This window comes from Paraburkholderia sp. BL21I4N1, assembly GCF_002973525.1.
Lineage (GTDB): Bacteria > Pseudomonadota > Gammaproteobacteria > Burkholderiales > Burkholderiaceae > Paraburkholderia.
Genome location: NZ_PVEN01000001.1, coordinates 662002 through 683183, shown reverse-complemented (window position 1 = coordinate 683183; position 21182 = coordinate 662002). Strand labels below are relative to the sequence as shown.

Below are 21182 nucleotides of genomic sequence, written 5' to 3'. Positions count from 1 at the left end.
CAGCGGCGCGATGGAACAGGTGACATTGAAGGCGCTGGCGAGCGTGTCGCATGACGAGTTCGCCGCGATTCTCGCCGGGCCGCCCGCCCAGGCCGCCGCGTGGGTCGCGGCGGCGGCGCAGAACGGCATCGTCGAGGCGCAGGCCGTGTACGGTCAGTATCTGCTCGACGGACACGGCGTGACGCGCGATGCCGGCGCAGCGTTCACGTGGTTCGCCCATGCGGCGCGCCGCGATCATCCAATGGCGATGAACATGCTCGGGCGCTGCTACGCGCACGGCTGGGGCACCACCGCCTGCGCGCCGGTTGCCGTGTATTGGTATCGGCTCGCGGCGCGGTCCGGACTCGATTGGGGCATGTACAACTATGCCTCGGCGTTGGCGCTCGGCAACGGCGTCGAAGCCGATCGGGCGCAAGCGTTGCGGTGGTTTCAGCGTGCCGCCGAACTCGGCCATGCGAAGTCGCTCAACTTCGTCGGCAGCTTTTACGAGGACGGCTGGGAAGTCGATGCGGACGCAAGCATCGCGTTTGACTACTATCGCCGCGCGGCGGAAGGCGGTGATTTTCGCGGTCAGTTCAATTACGCGCGGCTACTGGCCGCGCGCGGCGAGAGCGAAGCCGCGGTGCACTGGCTGCGGCAGGTGCCGCAAACGGCTACCGCTTCGTTCGTCGCGAAGATGCGGACGTGGCTGGCCGCTTCGCCGGTCAAGGCGTTTCAGGCCCTGGCAGACGACTTCAATACGGTGAGCCACGCGGGCAGCCTTGCCACCACGTTCGGCGCCACGCTGAACCCGACACGGGAGTCGCGCGCATGATGCTGCATCTTCCCGGCGTACTCAGCAAGGAGCAGGTCGCGCAATGTCGCGACGTTCTCGACGCGGCGCAATGGATCGACGGTAACGCGACTTCCGGTACGCAGTCTGCACAGGTCAAACGCAACCAGCAGCTAGCGGAAGGCTCACCCGCCGCACGCGCGGTGGGCGATGCGATTCAGGACGCGCTCGGTCGCCATGCTCGCTTCTTTTCCGCCGCGTTGCCGCTCAAGGTATTTCCGCCACTCTTCAACCGCTACGCCGGCGGCGACGGTTTCGGCACGCACGTGGACAACGCGATCCGCCAATTGCGCGGCACCGACTTCCGGATTCGCAGCGATCTGTCGGCGACACTTTTTCTCGCCGAACCGGAGTCGTACGACGGCGGCGACCTCTGCATTGAAGACACGTATGGCGTGCATCGCGCCAAACTGCCGGCCGGCGACATGGTGCTCTACCCCGCTTCGAGCCTGCACCACGTCAGCGCGGTTACGCGCGGCGTGCGGGTCGCGTCGTTCTTCTGGATTCAAAGCATGGTACGCGACGACGGCGAGCGCGCGCTGCTGTTCCAACTCGACAACGACGTGCAGCGCCTCACGGCCGAGAAAGGAGCGGACGACGCGACGGTAATTAGCCTGACCGGCGTTTATCACAATCTGTTGCGGCGCTGGGCGGATGCTTGAGCAAAAAAAACGCCGCGGACCCAATAAAGGTTCGCGGCGTTTTGCCATGCAGAAACCAATCAGACAGCCGCCGCCACCCTACGCGGCGACACGATCGACACCACGAAGCTCACGACGATATTCGCCGCCAGCGCGATCAGACCGATATACACCGGATAGACCGCATCGCCCAGGTGCAGCGCGTACACCGGCTTGAGCCCTTGAATGATGGCAAGGCTCGTGCCGATCACAATGCCCACCAGCCAGCCGAGGAACAAACCCGGTGTATTCAACCGGCGCGTGTACAGCGAGAACACGATAGCGGGGAAAATCTGCAGAATCCACACGCCGCCTAGCAATTGCAGATCGATCGCGTACTGCGTCGGCAGGAACACGATAAACAGCAGCGCGCCGAACTTCACGACCAGCGACACGATCTTCGCCGTGGACGCCTCGCCTTCAGCCGAAATATTCGGCGACACCAGCGGACGCCACAAATTGCGCGTGAACAGATTGGCCGCGCCGATCGACATGATCGCCGCCGGCACCAGCGCGCTGATCGCGATCGCCGCCGCCGCAAAGCCCACGAACCACGAGGGGAAAATCGCGTTGAACAACGCCGGCACCATGTCCGACGCCGACTTCACATGCACACCGGCCGCGATCGCCATATAGCCGAGCAGCGCAATCAAACCGAGCAACAGCGTGTACGCCGGCAGGAAAATCGCATTCTTGCGCACCGTCTTCGCCGATGCGGACGACAACACCGCCGTCATCGTATGCGGATACATGAACGCCGCCAATGCCGAGCCCAAGGCGAGTGAAGCGTAAGCCGTGAACTGCGTCGGCTTCAGAATGATGCCGGTCGCGCCGCCCTTGGCCTTGAAGTAGGTATCGGCCGCGTCGAACACGTGCGCGTAGCCGCCGAGCTTCGCCGGAATCAGCCACACCGCCGCGATCACGACGATATAGATCATGATGTCCTTGACGAACGCGATCATGGCCGGCGCCCGCAGGCCGCTTGCATAGGTGTACAGCGCGAGAATCACGAAGGCGACGATCAACGGCATTTCGCCGGTCACGCCGAGCCCCTTGATCACGACCTGCATGCCGACCAGTTGCAGCGCGATATACGGCATGGTCGCGACGATACCGGTAATGGCAATCGCGGCGGGAAACCACTTGCCGCCGTATTCGCCCTGCACGTAATCCGCCGCCGTGATGTGGTTTTTCGCATGCGCGATTTTCCACAGCTTCGGCATGACGGCGAATACGAACGGATAAACGATGATGGTGTACGGCAACGCAAAGAAGCCATACGCGCCCACCGAGTAAACCAGCGCGGGCACCGCGATCACCGTGTAAGCGGTATAGAAGTCGCCGCCCACGAGGAACCACGAAATCACCGTGCCGAACTGGCGGCCACCGAGACCCCACTCATGCAATTGGGTCAGGTCGCCACGCTTCCAGCGCGCCGCAAAAAAGCCGATCACGGTGACCAGCACGAAGAAGGCGATAAAGACGGTCATCGCGACCGGATTCACGGGGTTCACATCGCTCATTTGACACCTCGGTACACGACGTAAATCAGGAGCGAGGTCAACGGCACCCACAAGAACTGATACCAGTAGAAGAACGGAAAGCCCGCGAACGACGGACGCGTGTCGTTATAGAACGGCAGCCACAACAACGCGATGTACGGGATCAGCAGAATGAGCCAGAGCCATGAACGGCCGGCGGTTGGGGAGGTCTCCACACACGTCTCCTAAGTCTATTATTGAAACCGCGCGCCACGACTTGTGGCCCGGCACGCGGAAACCGGTTAGCTGATATCAGGCGGCAAACCCGAAGTTTGCGGCCGGCGCGGCCAGCCGCCAGACACATGTCCGCCGTCCGGCGCGGGGCCCGCGAGCCACCACTTGCCGCGGGGATGTAGTATTCGCCTTCGTCAGCGTCCTCACAAGCGCGCGACTACGTACGCCGACTACGTAATACTACGTAGCCTGCCTTGCGCAATGCGTCGCGGCCTTTTCACCGATGAAACTCAAAGCGAAGCTTGTCCTGCTAGCCATCGTGCCCTTTCTGGCCGCTATCGCCAGCATCGAAATCGGCGTGCGCCAGGAAGCCATGGCGCTCGCCGAGTCGCAGCACGCGACCACCCAGGCCGCCTACCTGGCCAGCAAGCAACTCGAACTCAAGCACTACGTCGAGCTCGCCTCCACGGCGATCGCGCCGCTATATAACGCCGGCCAGGAGAATGCCCGCGACGACGCGCTGCTGCGCACCCGGGCGCTCGACGTGCTGCGAAAAATGGACTACGGCAAGGACGGCTACTTCTTCGTCTACGACACGCACGGCCGTTCGTTGATGCATCCGCGCGAACCCGATCTGGTCGGGCGCGATCTGTGGGAATTGCGCGATCCGCAGGGCATTCTGACCATCCAGCAACTGCTCGCGGCGTCCGCGCGAGGCGGCGGCTATGTGCGTTACGTGTGGCATCGGCCGTCGACCGGCAAGCTCGCATCGAAACTCGGCTACGTGGTGCCGCTCGAACGCTGGGGCTGGATGATAGGCACCGGCATCTACCTCGACGACGTGGATGCGGCGCTCGCGGACATCGACGCGCGCGCGGCGGCGAATATCGATCGTACGATGCAATGGATCGACGCGATCGCGATGGCCGGACTCGCGGTGATTGCGCTGTGCGCGCTCGTGCTCAACGTCACCGAATACCGCAGCGCCGACGCGAAACTGAAGCGGCTCGCGCAGCAGGTGGTCGAGTCGCAGGAAAACGAACGGGCGCGTCTGTCGCGTGAATTGCACGACGGCATTAGTCAGATGATGGTGTCCGTGAAGCTGCTGCTCGAATCCGCGCTGGCGCGTTTCGAGCGCAGCGAGGTGCGGGTGCCCGCCGCGGAGGCCGCGCTCACCACCAGCTTGACGCGGCTCGGCGATACGTTGCGCGAAGTGCGGCGCATTTCGCATGCGCTGCGTCCGTCGATGCTCGACGACCTCGGCGTAGCCGCCGCGTTGGAGCAACTCACGCGCGAACTCGGCGAGCAGTCGGCGATCGAGATCGGCTTCACGCAGATCATGCACACCCACGCCGCGGTGTTGCCGGACGCGGTCAACACCGTGCTGTTCCGCATCGCCCAGGAAGCGCTGACGAATATCGTGCGCCACGCGCAAGCATCGAGAGCGGCGCTCACGCTGGAGGTTTCACACGACGCCGTCACGCTGACGATCGCCGACAATGGCCGCGGTTTCGACACCGCGCACGCATTCGTCGGCCGACGCTCGGGCGTGGGTTTGCGTAATATGCGCGAACGGCTGGAAGCGTTGGGTGGCAAGCTGTCGCTCAACTCGCAAACCGGCCATACGCTGGTGACCGCGCGCGTGCCGCTCGACACGCCGGTCCACGCGCCCGACTCGCAGGAAAGTTAATCACGTCATGAACGACTCCTCATCCGCTATCGCCCGCTTGCTGCTGGTCGACGATCACCCGCTGGTGCGCGACGGTTTGCGCGCCCGCCTCGAAGCTGGCGGCAATTTCGAAGTGGTCGGCGAAGCCGGCAATGCGCAGGAAGCCCTCGCGCTCGCCGCCGACATGACGCCTCATCTCGTGCTGATGGACGTCGGCATGAACGGGATGAACGGCATCGCGCTGGCCGGCATGTTTCATGAACGCTTTCCGGCGATCCGGGTGCTGATGCTGTCCATGCACGACAACCTCGAATACGTGACGCAAGCCGTGCGCGCGGGCGCCAGCGGCTACGTGCTCAAGGATTCGCCGGCCACGGAGATCATTCAGGCGATCGGCGTGGTGCTCGACGGCAAGCAGTTTTTCAGCGCGGGGCTCGGTGCGCGTTTGATTCAGGCGTCGGCAAACCAGTCGCCGGTTGAACGACTCACGCCGCGCGAGCGCGACATTCTCGACGCGCTCGCGGAAGGCCTGTCGAGCAAACAGATCGCGCAGCGCAACGACCTGTCGGTGCGAACGGTGGAGACGCATCGGCTGAATCTGAAGCGCAAGCTCGATATCGAAGGCCAGGCGGAGCTGATCAAGTTCGCCGTCGAAAATCGACGCACGAAGAGGTGAACGTATGAGGACAAAACGTCGGATCGCCGTGCGGCTCGCCAGTCTGATGTTGTTTGCCGCGACCCTTCACGCCCAAGCGGAACCGCTCCGCGTCAATCGCGGTCACGACCCGTTCTTGCAGATTTCCAGCGCAATCGATCATTGCCCCGCGCCGCTAGGTCCGCTCGAAACCGAGCAGGAATGGCTCGACGACAGCCATTACCGGATCGAGCGCGGCAATAGTTGCTGGGTGGAAGGACGTTGCCGTTTATCGAACGGCTATCTCTACGACGCGGAAATTGCCGATGCCGTGCAGCGGCGCCTCGCGAACATCAACTACGCGACTCACTGGCGCGAACAGTCGACCTTGTGGCTCACGCTGCAGCGCCGTTTCATCTATGTGCAAGGCTGCGTGGCACCCGGCTTCGACAAGCAGGCCTTTCTCACCGAACTCGGCAAAACTGCAGACGTGGAGCGCGTAATCGACGACACGACCAACAATCCGAATGCCGCGCGACTGCCGTACAAAACGCTCGCGGATCCGGACAAACCGCTGCTCGATCCCGGTAACTAACAAAAGTCTCCGCACGCGAAAACACCGCACGCGCCATACCCACTATTTCGCTGCAACACCTTTATCGGCAATCGGACATAGCAACGCAGAAATCGATCTTTGGCCGTCCTGACGTCATTGCTAACATCGGCGACCCGACACACACCCGGTCACCACAACAATGACAACACATCGATCGCAACCCCCTGCCCTGCGTCTCGGCATCATCGGCGCAGCCGTCGCCAGCCTCATCGTCCTTGCTTCCTGCGGCGACAGCAACGTGCCCGGCGGCGCAACGCCCCCCGTTGTCGCGCAGAAGCGCCCGAACATTCTGTACATCATGGCCGACGATCTCGGCTATTCCGACATCCACGCATTCGGCGGCGAAATCAATACGCCGAACCTCGACGCGCTGGTGCAATCGGGTCGCATTCTGACCAATCATCACACCGGCACGGTCTGCGCGATCACGCGCTCCATGCTGATCTCCGGCACCGATCACCATCTGGTCGGCGAAGGCACCATGGGCGTGCCGACCGATGAACGCAAAGGGCTGCCCGGCTACGAGGGTTATCTGAACGACCGCGCGTTGTCGGTCGCGCAACTGCTGAAGGACGGCGGCTATCACACGTATATGGCCGGCAAGTGGCACATCGGCTCCGGGATTGTCGGCAGCGCGACGGGTGGCGGGCAGACGCCGGATCAATGGGGTTTCGAGCACAGCTATGCGCTGCTTGGCGGCGCCGCGACCAATCACTTCGCACATGAAGTGGCGAATTCGCAGAACTACACCGAAGACGGCCAATACGTGCAGCCCGGCCAACCCGGACAACCGGGCGGTGCGGGCGGCAGCCCCGCCGTGTTCTACTCGACCGACTTCTACACGCAACGCCTGATCTCGTACATCGATTCGAACAAGGGCGACGGCAAACCGTTCTTCGCCTACGCGGCTTATACGTCGCCGCATTGGCCGCTGCAGGTGCCCGATCCCTATCTGCACAACTACGTCGGCCAATACGACGCGGGCTACGACGTGATTCGCAACGCGCGCATCGCGCGGCAAAAAGCGCTCGGCATCATTCCGAACGACTTCGTGCCGTACGGCGGCGCATCGGAAACGCTTGTCGCGAGCGCGGCCACGCCGAACAACGGCACGGTCAACGCGAAGTACGTGAGCGCGGTGCATAGCGCGGTGCAAGGCTATACCGACTACGGTCCGGGCACGGTGAACAAAACGTGGGCGAGCCTCTCGCCGGCCGAGAAGAAAGCGCAGGCCCGCTACATGGAAATCTACGCGGGCATGGTCGAGAATCTCGATCACAACATCGGCCTGCTGATCCAGCATTTGAAGGACATTGGCGAGTACGACAACACCTTCATCCTGTTCCAGTCGGACAATGGCGCCGAAGGCTGGCCGATCGATTCCGGCGCCGACCCGACCGCCACCGACACCGCCAATGCCGCCGACCCAATCTATTCGCAACTCGGCACCGACAACGGCAAGCAGAACGCGCAACGGCTGCAATACGGTTTGCGCTGGGCCGAAGTAAGCGCGACCCCGTTCCGGTTGACCAAGGGCTATTCGGGTGAAGGCGGCGTGTCCACGCCGTTGATTGCGCATCTGCCCGGCCAGACCACGCAGAAGCCGACGCTCCGCGATTTCACACACGTGACCGACAACACCGCCACGTTTCTCGCCGTCGCACAGATTTCACCGCCCACGCATGCCGCGCCGCCGCTGATCAACACGCTCACCGGCGTCGATCAGAACAAAGGCAAGGTGGTCTACAACAATCGCTATGTGTATCCGATCACCGGGCAGTCGCTGCTGCCGTTGCTGAACGATCAGAGCACGGCGGCGGTACACAGTGCGTCGTTCGGCGACGAAGCGTACGGTCGCGGCTATCTGCGCAGCGCCGACGGCCGCTGGAAAGCACTGTGGACAGAGCCCCCGCTCGGTCCCCTGGACGGTCACTGGCAACTGTATGACATGAGTGCCGACCGCGGCGAAACGCAGGACGTGTCGACGCAGAATCCTTCGGTGATCGACGGTCTCATTCAGCAATGGAACAGCTATATGAGCAGCGTCGGCGGTGTCGAGCCGTTGCGGCCGCGCGGCTACTATTGAGTCGCGAGCGCGCCATGACAGTACGTTTCAGGGTGAAGCGCGCCACCGCGCTTTACGGCGCTTACGCCGCAATCGCCGTGGCGGCGTTCGCCGCCGCTTTTACCGCTGCCATCGCCGCTTCGGCGGCATTTGGCGGCGCTAAGGCGGGCGCGTTCGACGACCTCAATCGCTCGCGCCCGCTGGTCCCGCTCGGCTCCGAATCGCAGTGCGAGCGCTACGGCGGATTGCCCGCCCGCTGGCGCGACGATCCGCGAGCCGGCATGGTGCACCTGCGTGGCGGCGACTTCGTGTTCGGCAGCAAACTCGGCTATGAAGACGAGCGTCCGGCCGGCGACGGCAAGACACACGTCGCCGGTTTCTGGATCGATCAGACCGACGTGACGAATGCGCAATTCGCGGCCTTCGTCAAAGCAACGGGCTATGTCAGCGATTCCGAACGCCAGGGCGGCGCCGTGGTGTTTCATACGCCGACGCGCGACGAGATGAACGCGCGCGATCTGGCGTGGTGGACGTGGGTGAAGGGCGCGGCGTGGAATCATCCGAGCGGGCCTGACAGCACGCTCGACGGTCGCATGAATCAACCGGTGACGATGGTCACGCAAGCCGACGCGTTCGCCTACGCACGCTGGCTCGGCCGCGACCTGCCGAGCGAAGACGAATGGGAATTCGCAGGCAAAGCGGGCCACGAAGGCGCGGATCTCGACACCGCGCCGCGCGACGAATACGGCAAGCCGAGTGCGAACTATTGGCAAGGCGTGTTTCCCGTGTTGAACACGAATGAAGACGGCCACGTGGGTCTTGCTCCAGTCGGCTGCTATGCCGCTAACGATTTCAGGCTCTACGACATGATCGGCAACGCATGGGAATGGACCCGCGACGTCTACACGGGTCCGCACCAATCGCACACCAATGGCGATACCGCCGCGGTTGCGCCGCACGGCCGCAAGCACGACACGCCGATGGTGATCAAAGGCGGTTCGTTCCTGTGCTCGCGCGACTATTGCGTGCGTTATCGCGCGGCGTCGCGCGAACAGCAGGAAGCGGATTTGCCGGCCTCGCATATCGGCTTTCGCACGGTGTCGAGGGACGCGTCATGAAGCCCCTTCAATTTGCCATGGCGCTGCTGCTGGGCGCGACATGCCTGCTCCAACACGCGGAAGCTGCGGAACCGCAGGTCGTCAGGATCGGCGTGATTCCCGGCGCACAGGCACAAATCATGGACGAAGTACGCCGTGTTGCAGCCCGCCAGGGACTCACGCTCGAAGTCGTGGTGTTCGATCGACCCGAGCGCATCGACGCGGCGCTCGCCGCGAGCCAGATCGACGCGGCAAGTTTCGAAGACGGTCCGAGTCTCGACGCGCAGCGCAAACAGCACGACTATCCGCTCACCCGAGTCACGACGACCGTGACGTTTCCCATCGCGCTGTACTCGCGCACGCTGACGAACCTCGGCCAGTTGCAACGCGGCGCGACGATCGCGATTCCCGACGACGCCGACGGCACCTCGCGCGCACTGATCCTGTTGCAGAATTTCACGCTGCTGACCTTCAGGGACAGCGCCGGCCTGCATGCAAAGCTCAGCGACGTCACCAGCAACCGGCTGAATCTGAAGATTCGCCGTGTGCCGCGCGCGCATCTGTTCGACACCTTGAATAGCGTGGCCTTCGCGGTGATCGATAGCGACGACGCAGCGCGCGCGGGTCTCTATCCGGCGCGCGACGGTCTCGGTATCGAAGACGCGCGCTCGCCGTACGCAAACGTGCTGACCGTACGCGACGCCGACCGCGCGCAGCCGTGGGTTTCGCAACTGATCGCCGCGTATCACTCGAACGACGTCGCGCATTTCATCCTGACGCGCTATCAGGACTCAGTGCGCCGGCCGTGGTAAATACCTTCTCGTTCGCGTGCTCGGCGTGTGGCAAATGCTGCAACAGCCCACCGGCAATGACATTGCCGGAGTTGTTCCGGCATCGCGATCTGTTCGTCGGCTGTCTGGCGATTGGCCGCGTACCGAGCAAGCGGACCGGCGAACGGCTGCGTGCGGGTCGCTATGAAAGCGTGCTCGACGAAACAGATGCCGCCGCGTTTGCCTCGCTCGCGGATACGTTGCTGCATGGTCGCGGTGACACCTTCAGCATCGTCACGCAGGGCTACGACTACCCCTCTCTCGCACGCTGCCCCGCGCTCGAAGACGACGGACGCTGCGGCATCCACCTGAAGGGGAAACCCGTCACATGCGAAGTCGTCCCACTCGATCCACTCGTGCCGGACAAGTTGCAGCATCTGGTGCTGGCCGGGCGCAATCAAAGCGCGCTGTATCTTGGCAACGATTGCATTCAGGAAGGACCGCACGCCGACGCGACGCTGCTGGTTGCCGACGGGCGCATCGAAGACGCGACCGCGCGGCACGCGTTGGCGCGCCGCCGCAGCGCGCTCGAACAGGAGAAGGCGATGTGGGGTCGCGCCGTATTCGAATCGCTACGTAAGGACCTGTTCGAATCGCCCGCCGCGTTGGCTCGCATTCCCGCAGGCGGCTTTCTGACAATTTCGATCGTGCCGGCGCTGCTGGCCGTAGCGGGCGCGTCGGTGCGCTGCCGGGAGCGGTGCCTCGACTATATCGACAGTCAACTTGCGTTGATCGAGCGCCGCATTGCGCAAGCGTTGTTGCGCCGCCGGCTCGACGACCGTCCGGTCACGCAGGAACTGCGTGGCTTCGCCAACGCGTTTCAGCGCGCCAGAACGCTGCTCGCCACGCCGCTAGCAAGCCGGAGTGAAGACAGGGCCTTCGCGGCGAGCGTCGAAGCCTACTTATCCAGCGCGGACGCTAACTAATCGGCTGTGCCACCGCGGTCGCTGTTCTCCTTGATGATTCGCGCGATCAACGCGTCGGCATCGCGCGAAACGTTATCGTGCACACGAGTCGTCTGGGTCGCCGCTGGTGTGTCGTTGCCGATCAGATGACCGCCGCGCTGGTGCGTATCCACCGACACCTGCATCGACAAACCCAACCGCAACGGATGTGCGGCCAATTCCGCCGCATCCAGCGAAATCACAATCGGCACGCGCTGCACGACCTTGATCCAGTTGCCGGCCGCGTTCTGCGACGGCAACATTGAAAAGGCGCTACCCGTACCCGCCGAAAAACCTTCCACATGGCCGCGATACACCACTTGCGAGCCATACACGTCCGATACGATACGCACCGGCTGCCCCACCCGCATGCTACGAATTTGCCCTTCCTTGAAGTTGGCCTCGACCCACAAGCGTTCGAGCGGAATGATCGACATCAACGCGAGCCCCGGCCCGACCTGCTGTCCGATCTGCACCGAACGCTGGCCGACTGTGCCGTCCACCGGCGACACCACGGTCGTGCGCTGAACATTGCGGTACGCGAGCCGCAATTGCGCCGCAGCTTGTAATACCGTCGGACTCGATTCGATCGAAAATTTGCCGCCCAGCGCACGCGCGGCGTCGAGCTGAACCTGCGCGGACGCAAGGTTCGCTTGGGCAACCGCCACCGTCTCCCTGGCGCGCGCCAGTTCTTCCGGCGACACGACTTCCACCGACGCATGGTCGCGCGCCGCTAGTGCGCGTTGCGCCAATGCGAGTTCGGCGCGGCGCGCGTCGATGGATTGCACGTACAGCTTGCGCGAAATCGTCGCGTTCGCCACCTGGCGCACGGCCAGCGTCAATTGCGCACGAGCCTGCGCGAACGCGGCGGCCGCTTCGGTATCGTCGAGCTTGACGAGCGGCTGACCGGCGCGCACCTGGCGTGTGTTGTCCACCAGAATATCGGTGACGGTGCCCGGTATTTGTGCTGCGATCTGCACGATGTTGCCGGCCACGTAGGCGTCGTCGGTCTCCTCGTAGAAGCGCGCGCTCAATCCCCAGTACGTGAGCCACGCCGCCCCGGCGAGCGCCACCACGCCGAAGAAAATGGCGAAGCGGCGTCGTCGTACCGCACTTTTGCGCTCGTGCAGCGTCTCCGCCGGGTCCGCCATGCTGGCCGCGTTGGACTGTTCCTGCGTCCAGCCGGCGGCATGCTGTGCCTGTTTATCGTTGTGCATTCAATCGAAGTGCGTGTCCATGATGCGTGCGTGGGAGAAAAAGGCCGGCTGCGAATGTGCGATCGGCGCGCCAGCCACGTTGCGTTCGTCGAACCCGCCGCCGAGCGCGCCGACCAGCGCCACTTGCAGCAAGCGACGACGCCCTTGCAGATCGACCTGCTGCGCGCGTTCGTCGAGTAGCGACAGATCCGCGAGCGTCACGTCCTTCTGCATACCGATACCGCGCCGGTGCCGCTCCTCGGCAATCGCGACGATGCGCGAGGCCGCATCCACCGCGCGCGTCTGCTCCAGCGCGAGCGTGTCGGCCGTGCGCAGCGAGGTAAGCTGCTGGGCGACTTCGCCAAGCGCCTGGTCGATCGTTTTGTTGTAAAGGCCAACGGCCGCGTCGACATTGGCGTAGTCGCCGCCTAGTTGCGCGCGCAAGCGCGTTCTGTCGAAGATCGGCAGCGAAATGGCCGGCCCCACCGAACCGGTCAGCGCGGCACGCGAGAACAGCGCGGCCGGCGTCAATGCGGTTAGCCCGGCAAACGCCACCAGATTCACGTCGGGATAAAACTGCGCGCGTGTCGCGTCGGTATTTGCGAGCGCCGCTTCGGCCCGCAACCGCGCCGCCACGATGTCGGGGCGGCGGCCGAGCAGATCGACCGGCAGTTGCGCAGGCAACGGACTGTCGGCAGTCGCGGCAAGTCGCGGGCGACGCAACGACAAGCCGCGCTCCGGACCGCGCCCCGTCAACACGCCGATCTGCAACTCGGTCAACTGGATCCGCTCGTCGTTGAGCGCCTGCTGCGACGCGAGGCGGCTGCGCTTGAGCGAAGCGTCGGCCGCGTCGTACGCATTGTCGATGCCGCGCGCGCCCCGCTCGCGCAGCACGGCGTCGACGTGGTCCGCTGCCTGTTGTTTCTGCAACAGGATTTCCTGCATCGCGAATGCTCGGTCGAGTTCGCAGTAGAGCGTCACGAGAGCGACTGTCAGTGTGAGGCGCGCCTGTTCGGCGTCGACGCGAGCGGCGTCGCGCGTGGACAGCAGGCTGCGTGTCAGCGCGGCGTTTTTACCCCACAGATCGAGCTGGTAGCTCAAACCGGCGATCACCGCGGACGGCGACACCGTCGAATCGTTGAACAACTGCACCGGAATCTGCTGGCCACCGACCGACACGTCGGCCACGTTATCCGGCTGTGGCAGACGGCTCTTGCTGACCGACGCGACCGCCGTGCCGGTCAAGCCCGTCAGCGAGGCGAACTGCTCCAGTTGAGCCTGCGCGGCGCCGACTCGCGCCTTGGCGATCTGCAGATCGGGATTGTTTTGCAACGCTTCGGCGGCGAGTTCGTTCAGTTGCGGATCGTTGTAGCGCTTGACCCAATCGGGTGCGGGCCATGCGCCGTTCGCGCCTGGGCCAACGGTTCGCGCAAGCGCATCGGTGGAAGGCTTGAGCGGCTCGACGTTCGTGTGCAGACCGGCATCGCTCACGCAGCCGTTGAGCGTCGCGGCAAGAAGCAGCAGCAGCGTCGTTCGCGTGAAGAGACGGCTTGATAAGCGTTGGCTCATGTCGTGCGTCTCGCGGCACATCAGGAATGACGCGGCTGATGCAACGCGCCGTCGCCGCCGGCCGGCGCCATCGCGGTGCGCGCTCGCGCCGCCTTGGCTGCAAGACGTGGACGCGTTTGTTCGAGCGGTCCCATGTGGCAGAACAGACCGTCCCATAAGCCCAGCGCGATTGCATTGAGCTTCGCCAGCTTGTCCTGCTCGGCCAGCACGATCTGCACGATCTGCCACAGCGTCAGCAGATTCGGCACAACGGCAACGGGCAAACGTAGTCCATATTGCAGCGCGAGTTGCATGGCATTGCGCGCGCTGTAGTAGCGGCGAAAGCCGGGGTGATTCATCGTCGTCATTTCGAACGCACCCAGTTTGTGGCGGCGCCGCGCGCCGATCCGATGCGACAGCACCAGCTGCGGCACGACGTACAAAGGCACGTTGCGCAACAGCGCGCGCAGACAATATTCGGTATCGACGTGATCGATGAACAACGTCTCGTCGAAACGGCCCAGGCGCGCGAACGCCTCGCTCGATATCACACAGCCCGATGAGATCAGAAACGCGCAGCGCTGCAACGCGGCGTCGGCGCGCACCGACAGCCGCTCGACCGCGAGCCCGCTAGTGGCGAGTTCGGGCAGAAAGCGCTGGTCGTTTTCATCGAAGATGCGCGGCCCCAGCAAATACGCGTTGCCGGCAAGCGAGGCGCAACGTTCCCGCATCACGGTGAAATAGTCAGCAGGGGTCTCCGAATCCTGGTCGAACAACGCGACCGCATCGACGCCCTGCTCGAACAGTGCGTGCAGGCCGCCATTGAAAGCACCCGCAATGCCTTGCCGGTTGCCGTGATGCAACAGCGCGACGCCCGCCGCTTTCAACAGTGACGCCGCGCGCGCGTCGGGCTGCGGCGAGTTGTCGACCACGAGCAAACGGTCGCACAGGTGGCGCATGGCCGCCGCACGTGCGAGTTGCTCGTCGCTCGGATGAAACAGCACGATCAGTGCGCCCAGCGTCGTCATCGCGATCTCCTTAGTGTCCCATGGTCATGGCCGCGCCCCGCTTCGGACGCGTGAGCCACATCATCGCGGCGAGCACGAGACACGTGACGCTCGCCATCTGGAACATATCGCCGGTGGCCATCATGTAGGCCTGTTGCTGCACCACGTGATGCAAGGTGGTGAGTTCGCGCGCACCGTCGATACCCATGCCGTGCAGGCTCTGCACGAAACGCTGCGTATTGCCCGACGCTTTCGTCACGGACTGCGCGACGACGTCGTAGTGATACAGCGCGCGGTTGTCCCATAGCGTGACGCTCATCGCGGTGCCGAACGCCGCCGACAACGTCCGCAAAAAGTTCGACAGGCTGGAGGCGGCGGCGAGTTTGTCGTCGGACACCCGCGAAAGCGTCGCGGCCGTGAGTGGAATGAAGAAACACGGCAACCCGATGCCCTGGATCAGACCCGGTGTGATGATTTGCGTGAAGCTCATGGTCAGCGTGAAATGCGCGTCCCACCACAACACGGCCGCGAACACGAGAAAACCGAACGTGGCAAGCATGCGGGCATCGAAACGCGCGGCGTAGATGCCGACCAGAATCGAGAACACTAAGGCCAGCACGCCGAGTGGCGCCGTGGCCAACCCGGCCTGATACGCGGTGTAGCCCATCACCGCCTGCAACCACAGCGGAAAGATCACGCCGACCACGGAGAAGCTCATCATGCCGAGCGAGATGATCAACACGCAGAACGAAAACGTGCGGTCGCGAAACAGGCTCAGATCGATCACCGGGTGCCGTTCGCCCGCTTCCCAGATCAGCAGCGAGACGATCGTCAGCGCGGCGACGATCGCCAGCGTCAGGATCAACGGAGAATCGAACCAGCCACGGTCGTGGCCGAGGTCGAGCACCACTTGTAGCGACCCGACGCCGACGATCAGCAGCACGATACCCGGCAGATCGATCGGCGCGGCGCGGGCGGCGCCGGCGCTACGCGCGTCGCCGCGTAGTAGCGTCATGCACACCGCGAACGAGAAGATGCCGATCGGCAGATTGATCAGGAAGATCCACGGCCATGAGAAGTTATCGATAATCCAGCCGCCGACCACCGGACCGAAAATCGGCGCGAGCAGCACCGTCATCGCCCACAGGGCGAGCGCCACGATCCGCTTGTCGGGAGGAAAGGTGCGCAACAGAATGGTTTGCGACAGCGGCACCATCGGCCCCGAAAACAGCCCTTGCAACGCGCGGCACACCACCAGCAGGTGAAAGTCGCCGGCCACACCGCAGAGCAGCGACGTCAGCGTGAAAAGAATCACGGCGGCGAGAAACAGCCGCGTTTCGCCGAGTCGGCGCGACAGCCAACCGGTCAACGGCACCGCAATCGCGGCGGCCACCGAGTAAGAACTGATCACCCACGTGCCCTGGCTGTTGGATACGCCCAGACCGCCGGAGATGGCGGGCACCGCCACGTTGGTCACGGTCGAATCCAGCACTTCGATAAAGGTCGCCAGCGACAAGGCGAAGGTCAGCAACGCGAGCCGCATGCCGCGTACGTGCGGTGTGCCTGACGGGCTGCCCACGCTGCCCAGGTTGTCGCCACTCGTATGCATGCCGTCCGGCTCGCGCTCGCGCTCGCGCTGCGCGTCAGGCCAACCTGCGCCTTCCGGCCGTGGCGTGGCCGTGCTCATACACCGTGTCCGGTCGCCGCCATGGCGAAACGGGGCACACGCTCGCGATCCGGCAGGCGCGCACTGCCGCGCATGAACCCTTCGATAAAGCGCGCGGCAGCGCCACAGCCGTCCGGCGACGCGGCCAGCTGGTCCTGCATGCGCCCACATTGCGTCGCGATCGACGGATCGCCGAGCACCTGCTTCAGCGCGCGCGCAAGCGCTTGCGCGTGCAACGGTCCGTCGAGCCGCACACCGCAACCGCTCGCCACCACCCGCTGCGCGTTATCGAACTGATCGTGCGCGAACGGCGTGACGACCTGCGCGATCCCCGCGGCATACGCCAACGCCGCCGTGCCGATGCCACCGTGATGCACCAACGCCCGGCAGCGCGGCAGAAGCGTCCGCATCGGCACGTAGCGCCGCTTCAGCAGCACGCCTGACACAGACGAGCCGGCGCACGGCTCCGGCGCCCGCGGCGTCAGCAGCAGGCCGCGCAGCCCGCTTTCACGCAGTACGCCACGTACGACCTCCTCATGGCGCGCGTGGTCGATCAGCGTCGAGCCGGCGGTGAACACCACGGGCCGCTCCCCCGCCTCGAGAAATGCGTCGAGTTGCGGATCGGGCGGGGGTTCTCCCATATCGTTGAAGAGCGGAAACCCACTCAGCCGATGCGGCGTGGGCCAGTCCGGCTGCGGTCGCGCGAACCACTCGGGAAAGAGGCACAGCACGCCATCGGTCGAATGAAGCCACTGGCCGAAAATACGGGTGGCCGGTGCCAGCCTCAGTTGTGCGCGCAACGTATTCAACGCCGGTCCACAGACCTTATCGAGCACCTGCCGCTCGATCACGCGCAGCAACGCCGACTTGACGACGAGTGGCAAGCCGCGCGGAATCGTCAGACGCGGATGGGTCGGCGGCGCATGCGCGGACAGCAACGTGGACGGCGACACCTGCACCGACACCAGCGGCACGCGATACAACTCCTGCATCAGCCGCGCGGAAAACGCCCACAGCGTGCCAACGAGAATCGTATCGTCGTCGGTCAAGGAAACGAGGGTCTGGAAGTGCGGCAGCAACGTCGGTGCAATCACCGCCCACAACGTGCGAAACGAGGTGCGCGGATTCCATAGCGCCGGGTTCGCCATGGCCGCCGCGTATTCATCCTCGCTACCGATCGGTCGGAACGCGAAACCTTGCCGACGCGCCACCGCCTCGAAGGGCGGATGACTGCAGAAAACGATCTCATGCCCGCGCGCCGCGAGAGCCGCGCCAATGCCGAGCAGCGGATGAACGTCGCCCGCCGAGCCGATCGCGGTAATGATGACTCTGGTCATACCGGCAACTCAGAAGAGACCGGGAATCAATGCGGCCACATCGCGGCGATACTGTGCGTACGCACCGCCGAAATGACCGGTCAGCCAGCTCTCCTCGACACGCACCTTGTACGCCAGCGACGCGAAGATCAGCAGCAGCCCGGCCGCGCCGCGCCATTGCATACCGATGATCGCAGCGCCGACGAGCGCCAGCAGACACCCTGTATAAATAGGATGCCGGACCAACGCATAAGGCCCGCTGCGCACCAGTTCGTGTCCTTCCTTCAGCGTGACCGACACGCTCCAGTTGGTGCCGAGATGCAGCCGCGCCCATATGGAAAATGCCAGGCCCGCCAACAGCACCGCGAGACCGGTGAGTTGCACCGTGCCGATCGCCTGCGGATCGAACGACCACGCCACGCGATTGAAGTCCGGCAGCACGATCAACGCGCCGCCCGCAATCAGCGGGATCGACTGCAACGTGCGCGATCGCGAAGCCTCCTTGCGCGCGGTCGCCTTGACCCGGTTCGACGTCGCGATCCAATACACGACCCACGCCGTCCACGGCATGGCGATGGTAATGCTCTGAGCGAGATTCATGGCAGTTCGGCCTGTTGGAACGAGTGATCGGCGGGGGTCTGCAACGCCACGTTGCCGACGTTGGCTATGTCGGCCACGTTAGCAACAGGCACTTGCGGCACCGGCAAAAGGGACGATCGTGCGGCAAGCGTCTCGAAGCAATCGAGCGCGCGTTGCACCGGCGGCGGCCCGAAGTAGTCGAGAATCGCGGCGCGCACCTGGCGCAGCGCCGGTTTGCCTTCGAGGTCGAGGAAATGGCCGGCCTGTCCGATCGTCGCGAATTCGGCGCGCTTCAGATGCACGCTCAACGAACGGACGTCCTCCGGCGTGGTGTATTCGTCGAGATCGCCATTGATGAACTTCAGCCCGCAATCAATATTGCGGAATTCATGCAGGTACTGCTCGGGACGAATCGCCAGAATCTGCTCGACGTGAAACGCCACCTGCTCCTGCTCTTCGCGTGGCAACGTCGTCAGATAGCGATAGTTGTAGAGTTTCATGATGCGCGACAGATGCTTGCCCACCGTGTCGTTGAGCAGTTGCGCGGCCTTCAGGTTTTCGCCGGCCGCTATATGGTCGCGCGCGGCGGTGACGTAAGCGGTCATCGCCTCGTTCAGGCGTGGCGAGAACGACGCGATCACCGCGCGCCTCACGCTGGTGCGTTCCCGCGACAACGCCAGCAACGAGGCCACACCGCCCCAGGAAACCGATAACAGGAAACTCGGTTCGAATAAGCGTATTAGATAAAGCAGAATGTCGACTTCGTCGTCTTTAGACAGAACGAAGCTGCATTTATTATGCGTTTTCGATTGCCCGGCATAAGGCAAATCAAAACAGATAGGGTTATAGCGTTCGCCGAGATATTTGATTGTCTGACCGAACGAAGCTGTGGTAGCCAGCGCGCCGTTGATCAGAATAACACTCTCGAAGGCCGGATCGAATACGTGACGTTCAACGTAGACTTTCAGGCCCGCGGGCAGCGGAACAAGGAGTTTTTCGATGGGCATGGCGTATTCGCATGCACTTGCGTCGAAGCAAATGCGTCCCGATACCGCGCCCGCGCTTGCGGACGCCTTGCGGCCGTGCCACCGCGGATCAGGCCCATGCGACTTGCCGTTGCGCCGGCAAGTCTGATCCGCGACGACCGCTCCTGCACCGAAGCCTTAGCTTTCGGTGCCTCGTGAACTATCTTATATGCACTAATTGAATGCACGCTAGAAACGGCCAACCGTGCTATTCATTGAATACCAGTCTGTCACTTCTGCGTTAAGACTAGATGTCAATATACGATAGCAAACCGCTTTTTAAAACAATTTAAAAACTATTTTTTTAGAAAAACCAATTCATGCAGACGGCATGAGAAATGCGATGTTTAGGCGAATGTAGTCTATTTGTCAGAGTTGCGTATCCAGTAACGGGATGCATTTTTCGATCAGCCTCTCGGTGAGCGGCCGGTGCAACCAGGCTTCGAGCGTGATCTGCTGCGATTGTTTGAGGTCGTCGGCGAAGACCGTTGTTTGCTGCTTCGCGAAGTCGCGGTCGTAGATGTTCAGATTCGCTTCGTCGTTGAGTTTGAACGAACGACTGTCGAAATTGGTGGAGCCGACCGACACCAGGTACTCGTCCACCACCAGCAATTTGCAGTGGAACATGGTGGGCTGATACTCGAAGATTTCCACACCTGCTTCAAGCAGATCGCCCCAACACGCACGCGATGCTTCGCGAACCGTGTGCGTGTCGATGCGTTTGCCCGGTGTGATGATTTGCACTTTCACGCCGCGCTTTGCGGCCTCGACGATCGCGTTGATCGTTAGCTTGTCGGGCACGAAGTAGGCGCTCGCCAGATGAATGCTATGAGTGGCCGCCGTGATCGCCATCAGATACATCAACTGCATGTCGTCGCTGCCGCCCGACGGCGAACTGCTGAACATATGCGCGAGCCCCTCGCCGGCAGGTTCGACGTCCGGAAAGTAGTTCGCACCATGCAACACGTTGCCCGACGCTTTGACCCAGTTGTCCATGAACACGGCTTGCATGTGACCGACCACAGGTCCGGCAACGCGGAAATGCGTGTCACGCCAATGCTTTTCATCCTGCGCATGACCGATCCATTCCGGCGCTATGCCCACGCCGCCGGTGAAACCAATTCGCCCGTCGATCACCAGCAGCTTGCGGTGCGTTCGATCGTTCATCCGACCGAGGCCGGTCCAATGCGGCTTGTGATACTGAATGACTTCGGCGCCGCCGTCGCGCAGCAGATTCAGATAGCGCTTGTCCATTTTCGACGAGCCGACCCAATCGAGCAGCACATGCACCGCAACGCCTTCGTGTGCTTTATCCGCTAATGCCTGGGCAATCTGTTCGCCTATTTCACCGGACCAGTAAATGAACGTCTCGAAGGTAATGGTGTGGCGCGCGGCTCGAATGCCTTCCAGCATCGACGGAAAAATGCGGTCGCCGTTGAGCAGCATCTCGAAGCGATTGCCGGTAATCACCGGCGGACCGAGCAACAGTCCCATGGAACGCAGGAATTGCGGATCGTCGCTGGCATAACGCCGCTCGATCTTGTGTTCGATCTTCTTCTCGCCACTCGACAGATTGGCAATCAGCAAAACGATAATGAGCGTGATGAACGCGGTAATAGCGATTGTCAGCATGCGTGGCCTCGATGCTAACCGGCGAGGCGTGCCGAATGCGCGCCCTGCGGTTCGATGGATAGACGCGAGCTCAAGGCCCGGTTTCAATCACGAACGCAGGACGCATTGCGCGTGCCCGTTGCAGGCCCGCG

At 63.2% G+C, this 21182-nt stretch carries 18 protein-coding genes and 1 pseudogene; 9 read left to right on the top strand and 10 right to left on the bottom strand.

Annotation, left to right across the window (positions count from 1 at the left end):
• Positions 1-10 precede the first annotated feature (10 nt).
• Both B0G83_RS02895 and B0G83_RS02890 read left to right on the top strand, forming a co-directional pair.
• Positions 11-814 carry a tetratricopeptide repeat protein gene (locus tag B0G83_RS02895; RefSeq protein WP_105505898.1) on the top strand — a complete coding sequence of 268 codons (804 nt, stop codon included), beginning with the start codon at positions 11-13 and terminating at the stop codon, positions 812-814.
• Positions 811-1494 (top strand): Fe2+-dependent dioxygenase, encoded by a 684-nt coding sequence (locus B0G83_RS02890; RefSeq protein ID WP_105505897.1) that lies wholly within the window; start codon positions 811-813, stop codon positions 1492-1494. Before B0G83_RS02895 ends, B0G83_RS02890 begins: the two co-directional genes overlap by 4 nt.
• A 59-nt stretch (positions 1495-1553) precedes the next feature.
• Here the strand turns inward: B0G83_RS02890 and mctP are convergent, their stop codons facing one another.
• Together mctP and B0G83_RS02880 are read right to left on the bottom strand one after the other, a co-directional pair.
• A complete protein-coding gene (gene mctP / locus B0G83_RS02885; RefSeq protein ID WP_105505896.1) occupies positions 1554-3035 on the bottom strand; it encodes a monocarboxylate uptake permease MctP in 1482 nt (493 codons plus the stop codon).
• Positions 3032-3229: a DUF3311 domain-containing protein gene (locus B0G83_RS02880; RefSeq protein WP_035559097.1), complete on the bottom strand. Its 198-nt coding sequence runs from the start codon at positions 3227-3229 to the stop codon at positions 3032-3034. Before B0G83_RS02880 ends, mctP begins: the two co-directional genes overlap by 4 nt.
• Before the next feature lie 281 nt (positions 3230-3510).
• On the opposite strand from B0G83_RS02880, the gene B0G83_RS02875 reads away from it, so the two are divergent.
• From B0G83_RS02875 to B0G83_RS02845, 7 genes are all read left to right on the top strand, one after another.
• Positions 3511-4917 carry a cache domain-containing protein gene (locus B0G83_RS02875; protein WP_105505895.1) on the top strand — a complete coding sequence of 469 codons (1407 nt, stop codon included), beginning with the start codon at positions 3511-3513 and terminating at the stop codon, positions 4915-4917.
• Positions 4918-4924: 7 nt separating this feature from the next.
• Positions 4925-5572, top strand: coding sequence for a response regulator transcription factor (locus B0G83_RS02870; RefSeq protein WP_105505894.1), 648 nt, complete (start codon positions 4925-4927; stop codon positions 5570-5572).
• A 4-nt stretch (positions 5573-5576) separates the two neighbouring features.
• Entirely contained in the window at positions 5577-6125 is a 549-nt protein-coding gene (locus tag B0G83_RS02865; RefSeq protein WP_105505893.1) for a hypothetical protein, read from the top strand.
• Between the two features lie 160 nt (positions 6126-6285).
• Positions 6286-8232, top strand: coding sequence for an arylsulfatase (locus B0G83_RS02860; RefSeq protein WP_181156672.1), 1947 nt, complete (start codon positions 6286-6288; stop codon positions 8230-8232).
• A 14-nt stretch (positions 8233-8246) separates the two neighbouring features.
• Positions 8247-9329 carry a formylglycine-generating enzyme family protein gene (locus B0G83_RS02855; protein ID WP_105505892.1) on the top strand — a complete coding sequence of 361 codons (1083 nt, stop codon included), beginning with the start codon at positions 8247-8249 and terminating at the stop codon, positions 9327-9329.
• Positions 9326-10120 (top strand): MetQ/NlpA family lipoprotein, encoded by a 795-nt coding sequence (locus B0G83_RS02850; protein WP_105505891.1) that lies wholly within the window; start codon positions 9326-9328, stop codon positions 10118-10120. Before B0G83_RS02855 ends, B0G83_RS02850 begins: the two co-directional genes overlap by 4 nt.
• The gene (locus B0G83_RS02845) at positions 10114-11064 is read left to right on the top strand and encodes a hypothetical protein (protein WP_105505890.1); all 951 of its coding nucleotides are present in this window, start codon (positions 10114-10116) and stop codon (positions 11062-11064) included. Before B0G83_RS02850 ends, B0G83_RS02845 begins: the two co-directional genes overlap by 7 nt.
• Here B0G83_RS02845 and B0G83_RS02840 read toward each other — a convergent pair.
• The 8 genes and pseudogenes from B0G83_RS02840 to cls form a co-directional block, all read right to left on the bottom strand.
• A complete protein-coding gene (locus B0G83_RS02840; RefSeq protein ID WP_105505889.1) occupies positions 11061-12299 on the bottom strand; it encodes an HlyD family efflux transporter periplasmic adaptor subunit in 1239 nt (412 codons plus the stop codon). The genes B0G83_RS02845 and B0G83_RS02840 overlap by 4 nt on opposite strands.
• Positions 12300-13847, bottom strand: a complete 1548-nt coding sequence (locus B0G83_RS02835; protein ID WP_105506559.1) for an efflux transporter outer membrane subunit — start codon at positions 13845-13847, stop codon at positions 12300-12302.
• A 20-nt stretch (positions 13848-13867) separates the two neighbouring features.
• Complete coding sequence (locus B0G83_RS02830) at positions 13868-14854, bottom strand: glycosyltransferase family 2 protein (RefSeq protein WP_105505888.1); 987 nt, start codon at positions 14852-14854, stop codon at positions 13868-13870.
• 10 nt (positions 14855-14864) lie between these two features.
• Complete coding sequence (locus tag B0G83_RS02825; RefSeq protein WP_374954881.1) at positions 14865-16520, bottom strand: DHA2 family efflux MFS transporter permease subunit; 1656 nt, start codon at positions 16518-16520, stop codon at positions 14865-14867.
• Positions 16517-17836 carry a glycosyltransferase gene (locus tag B0G83_RS02820; protein ID WP_105505887.1) on the bottom strand — a complete coding sequence of 440 codons (1320 nt, stop codon included), beginning with the start codon at positions 17834-17836 and terminating at the stop codon, positions 16517-16519. The genes B0G83_RS02825 and B0G83_RS02820 overlap by 4 nt, the downstream gene beginning before the upstream one ends.
• Positions 17837-17845: 9 nt before the next feature.
• Complete coding sequence (locus tag B0G83_RS02815) at positions 17846-18415, bottom strand: isoprenylcysteine carboxylmethyltransferase family protein (RefSeq protein WP_105505886.1); 570 nt, start codon at positions 18413-18415, stop codon at positions 17846-17848.
• A gap of 86 nt (positions 18416-18501) precedes the next feature.
• Positions 18502-19401: pseudogene (locus B0G83_RS02810) on the bottom strand (alpha/beta fold hydrolase); the annotation flags it as partial.
• A 387-nt stretch (positions 19402-19788) separates the two neighbouring features.
• The gene (gene cls / locus B0G83_RS02805) at positions 19789-21051 is read right to left on the bottom strand and encodes a cardiolipin synthase (protein WP_105505885.1); all 1263 of its coding nucleotides are present in this window, start codon (positions 21049-21051) and stop codon (positions 19789-19791) included.
• Positions 21052-21182: the final 131 nt, after the last annotated feature.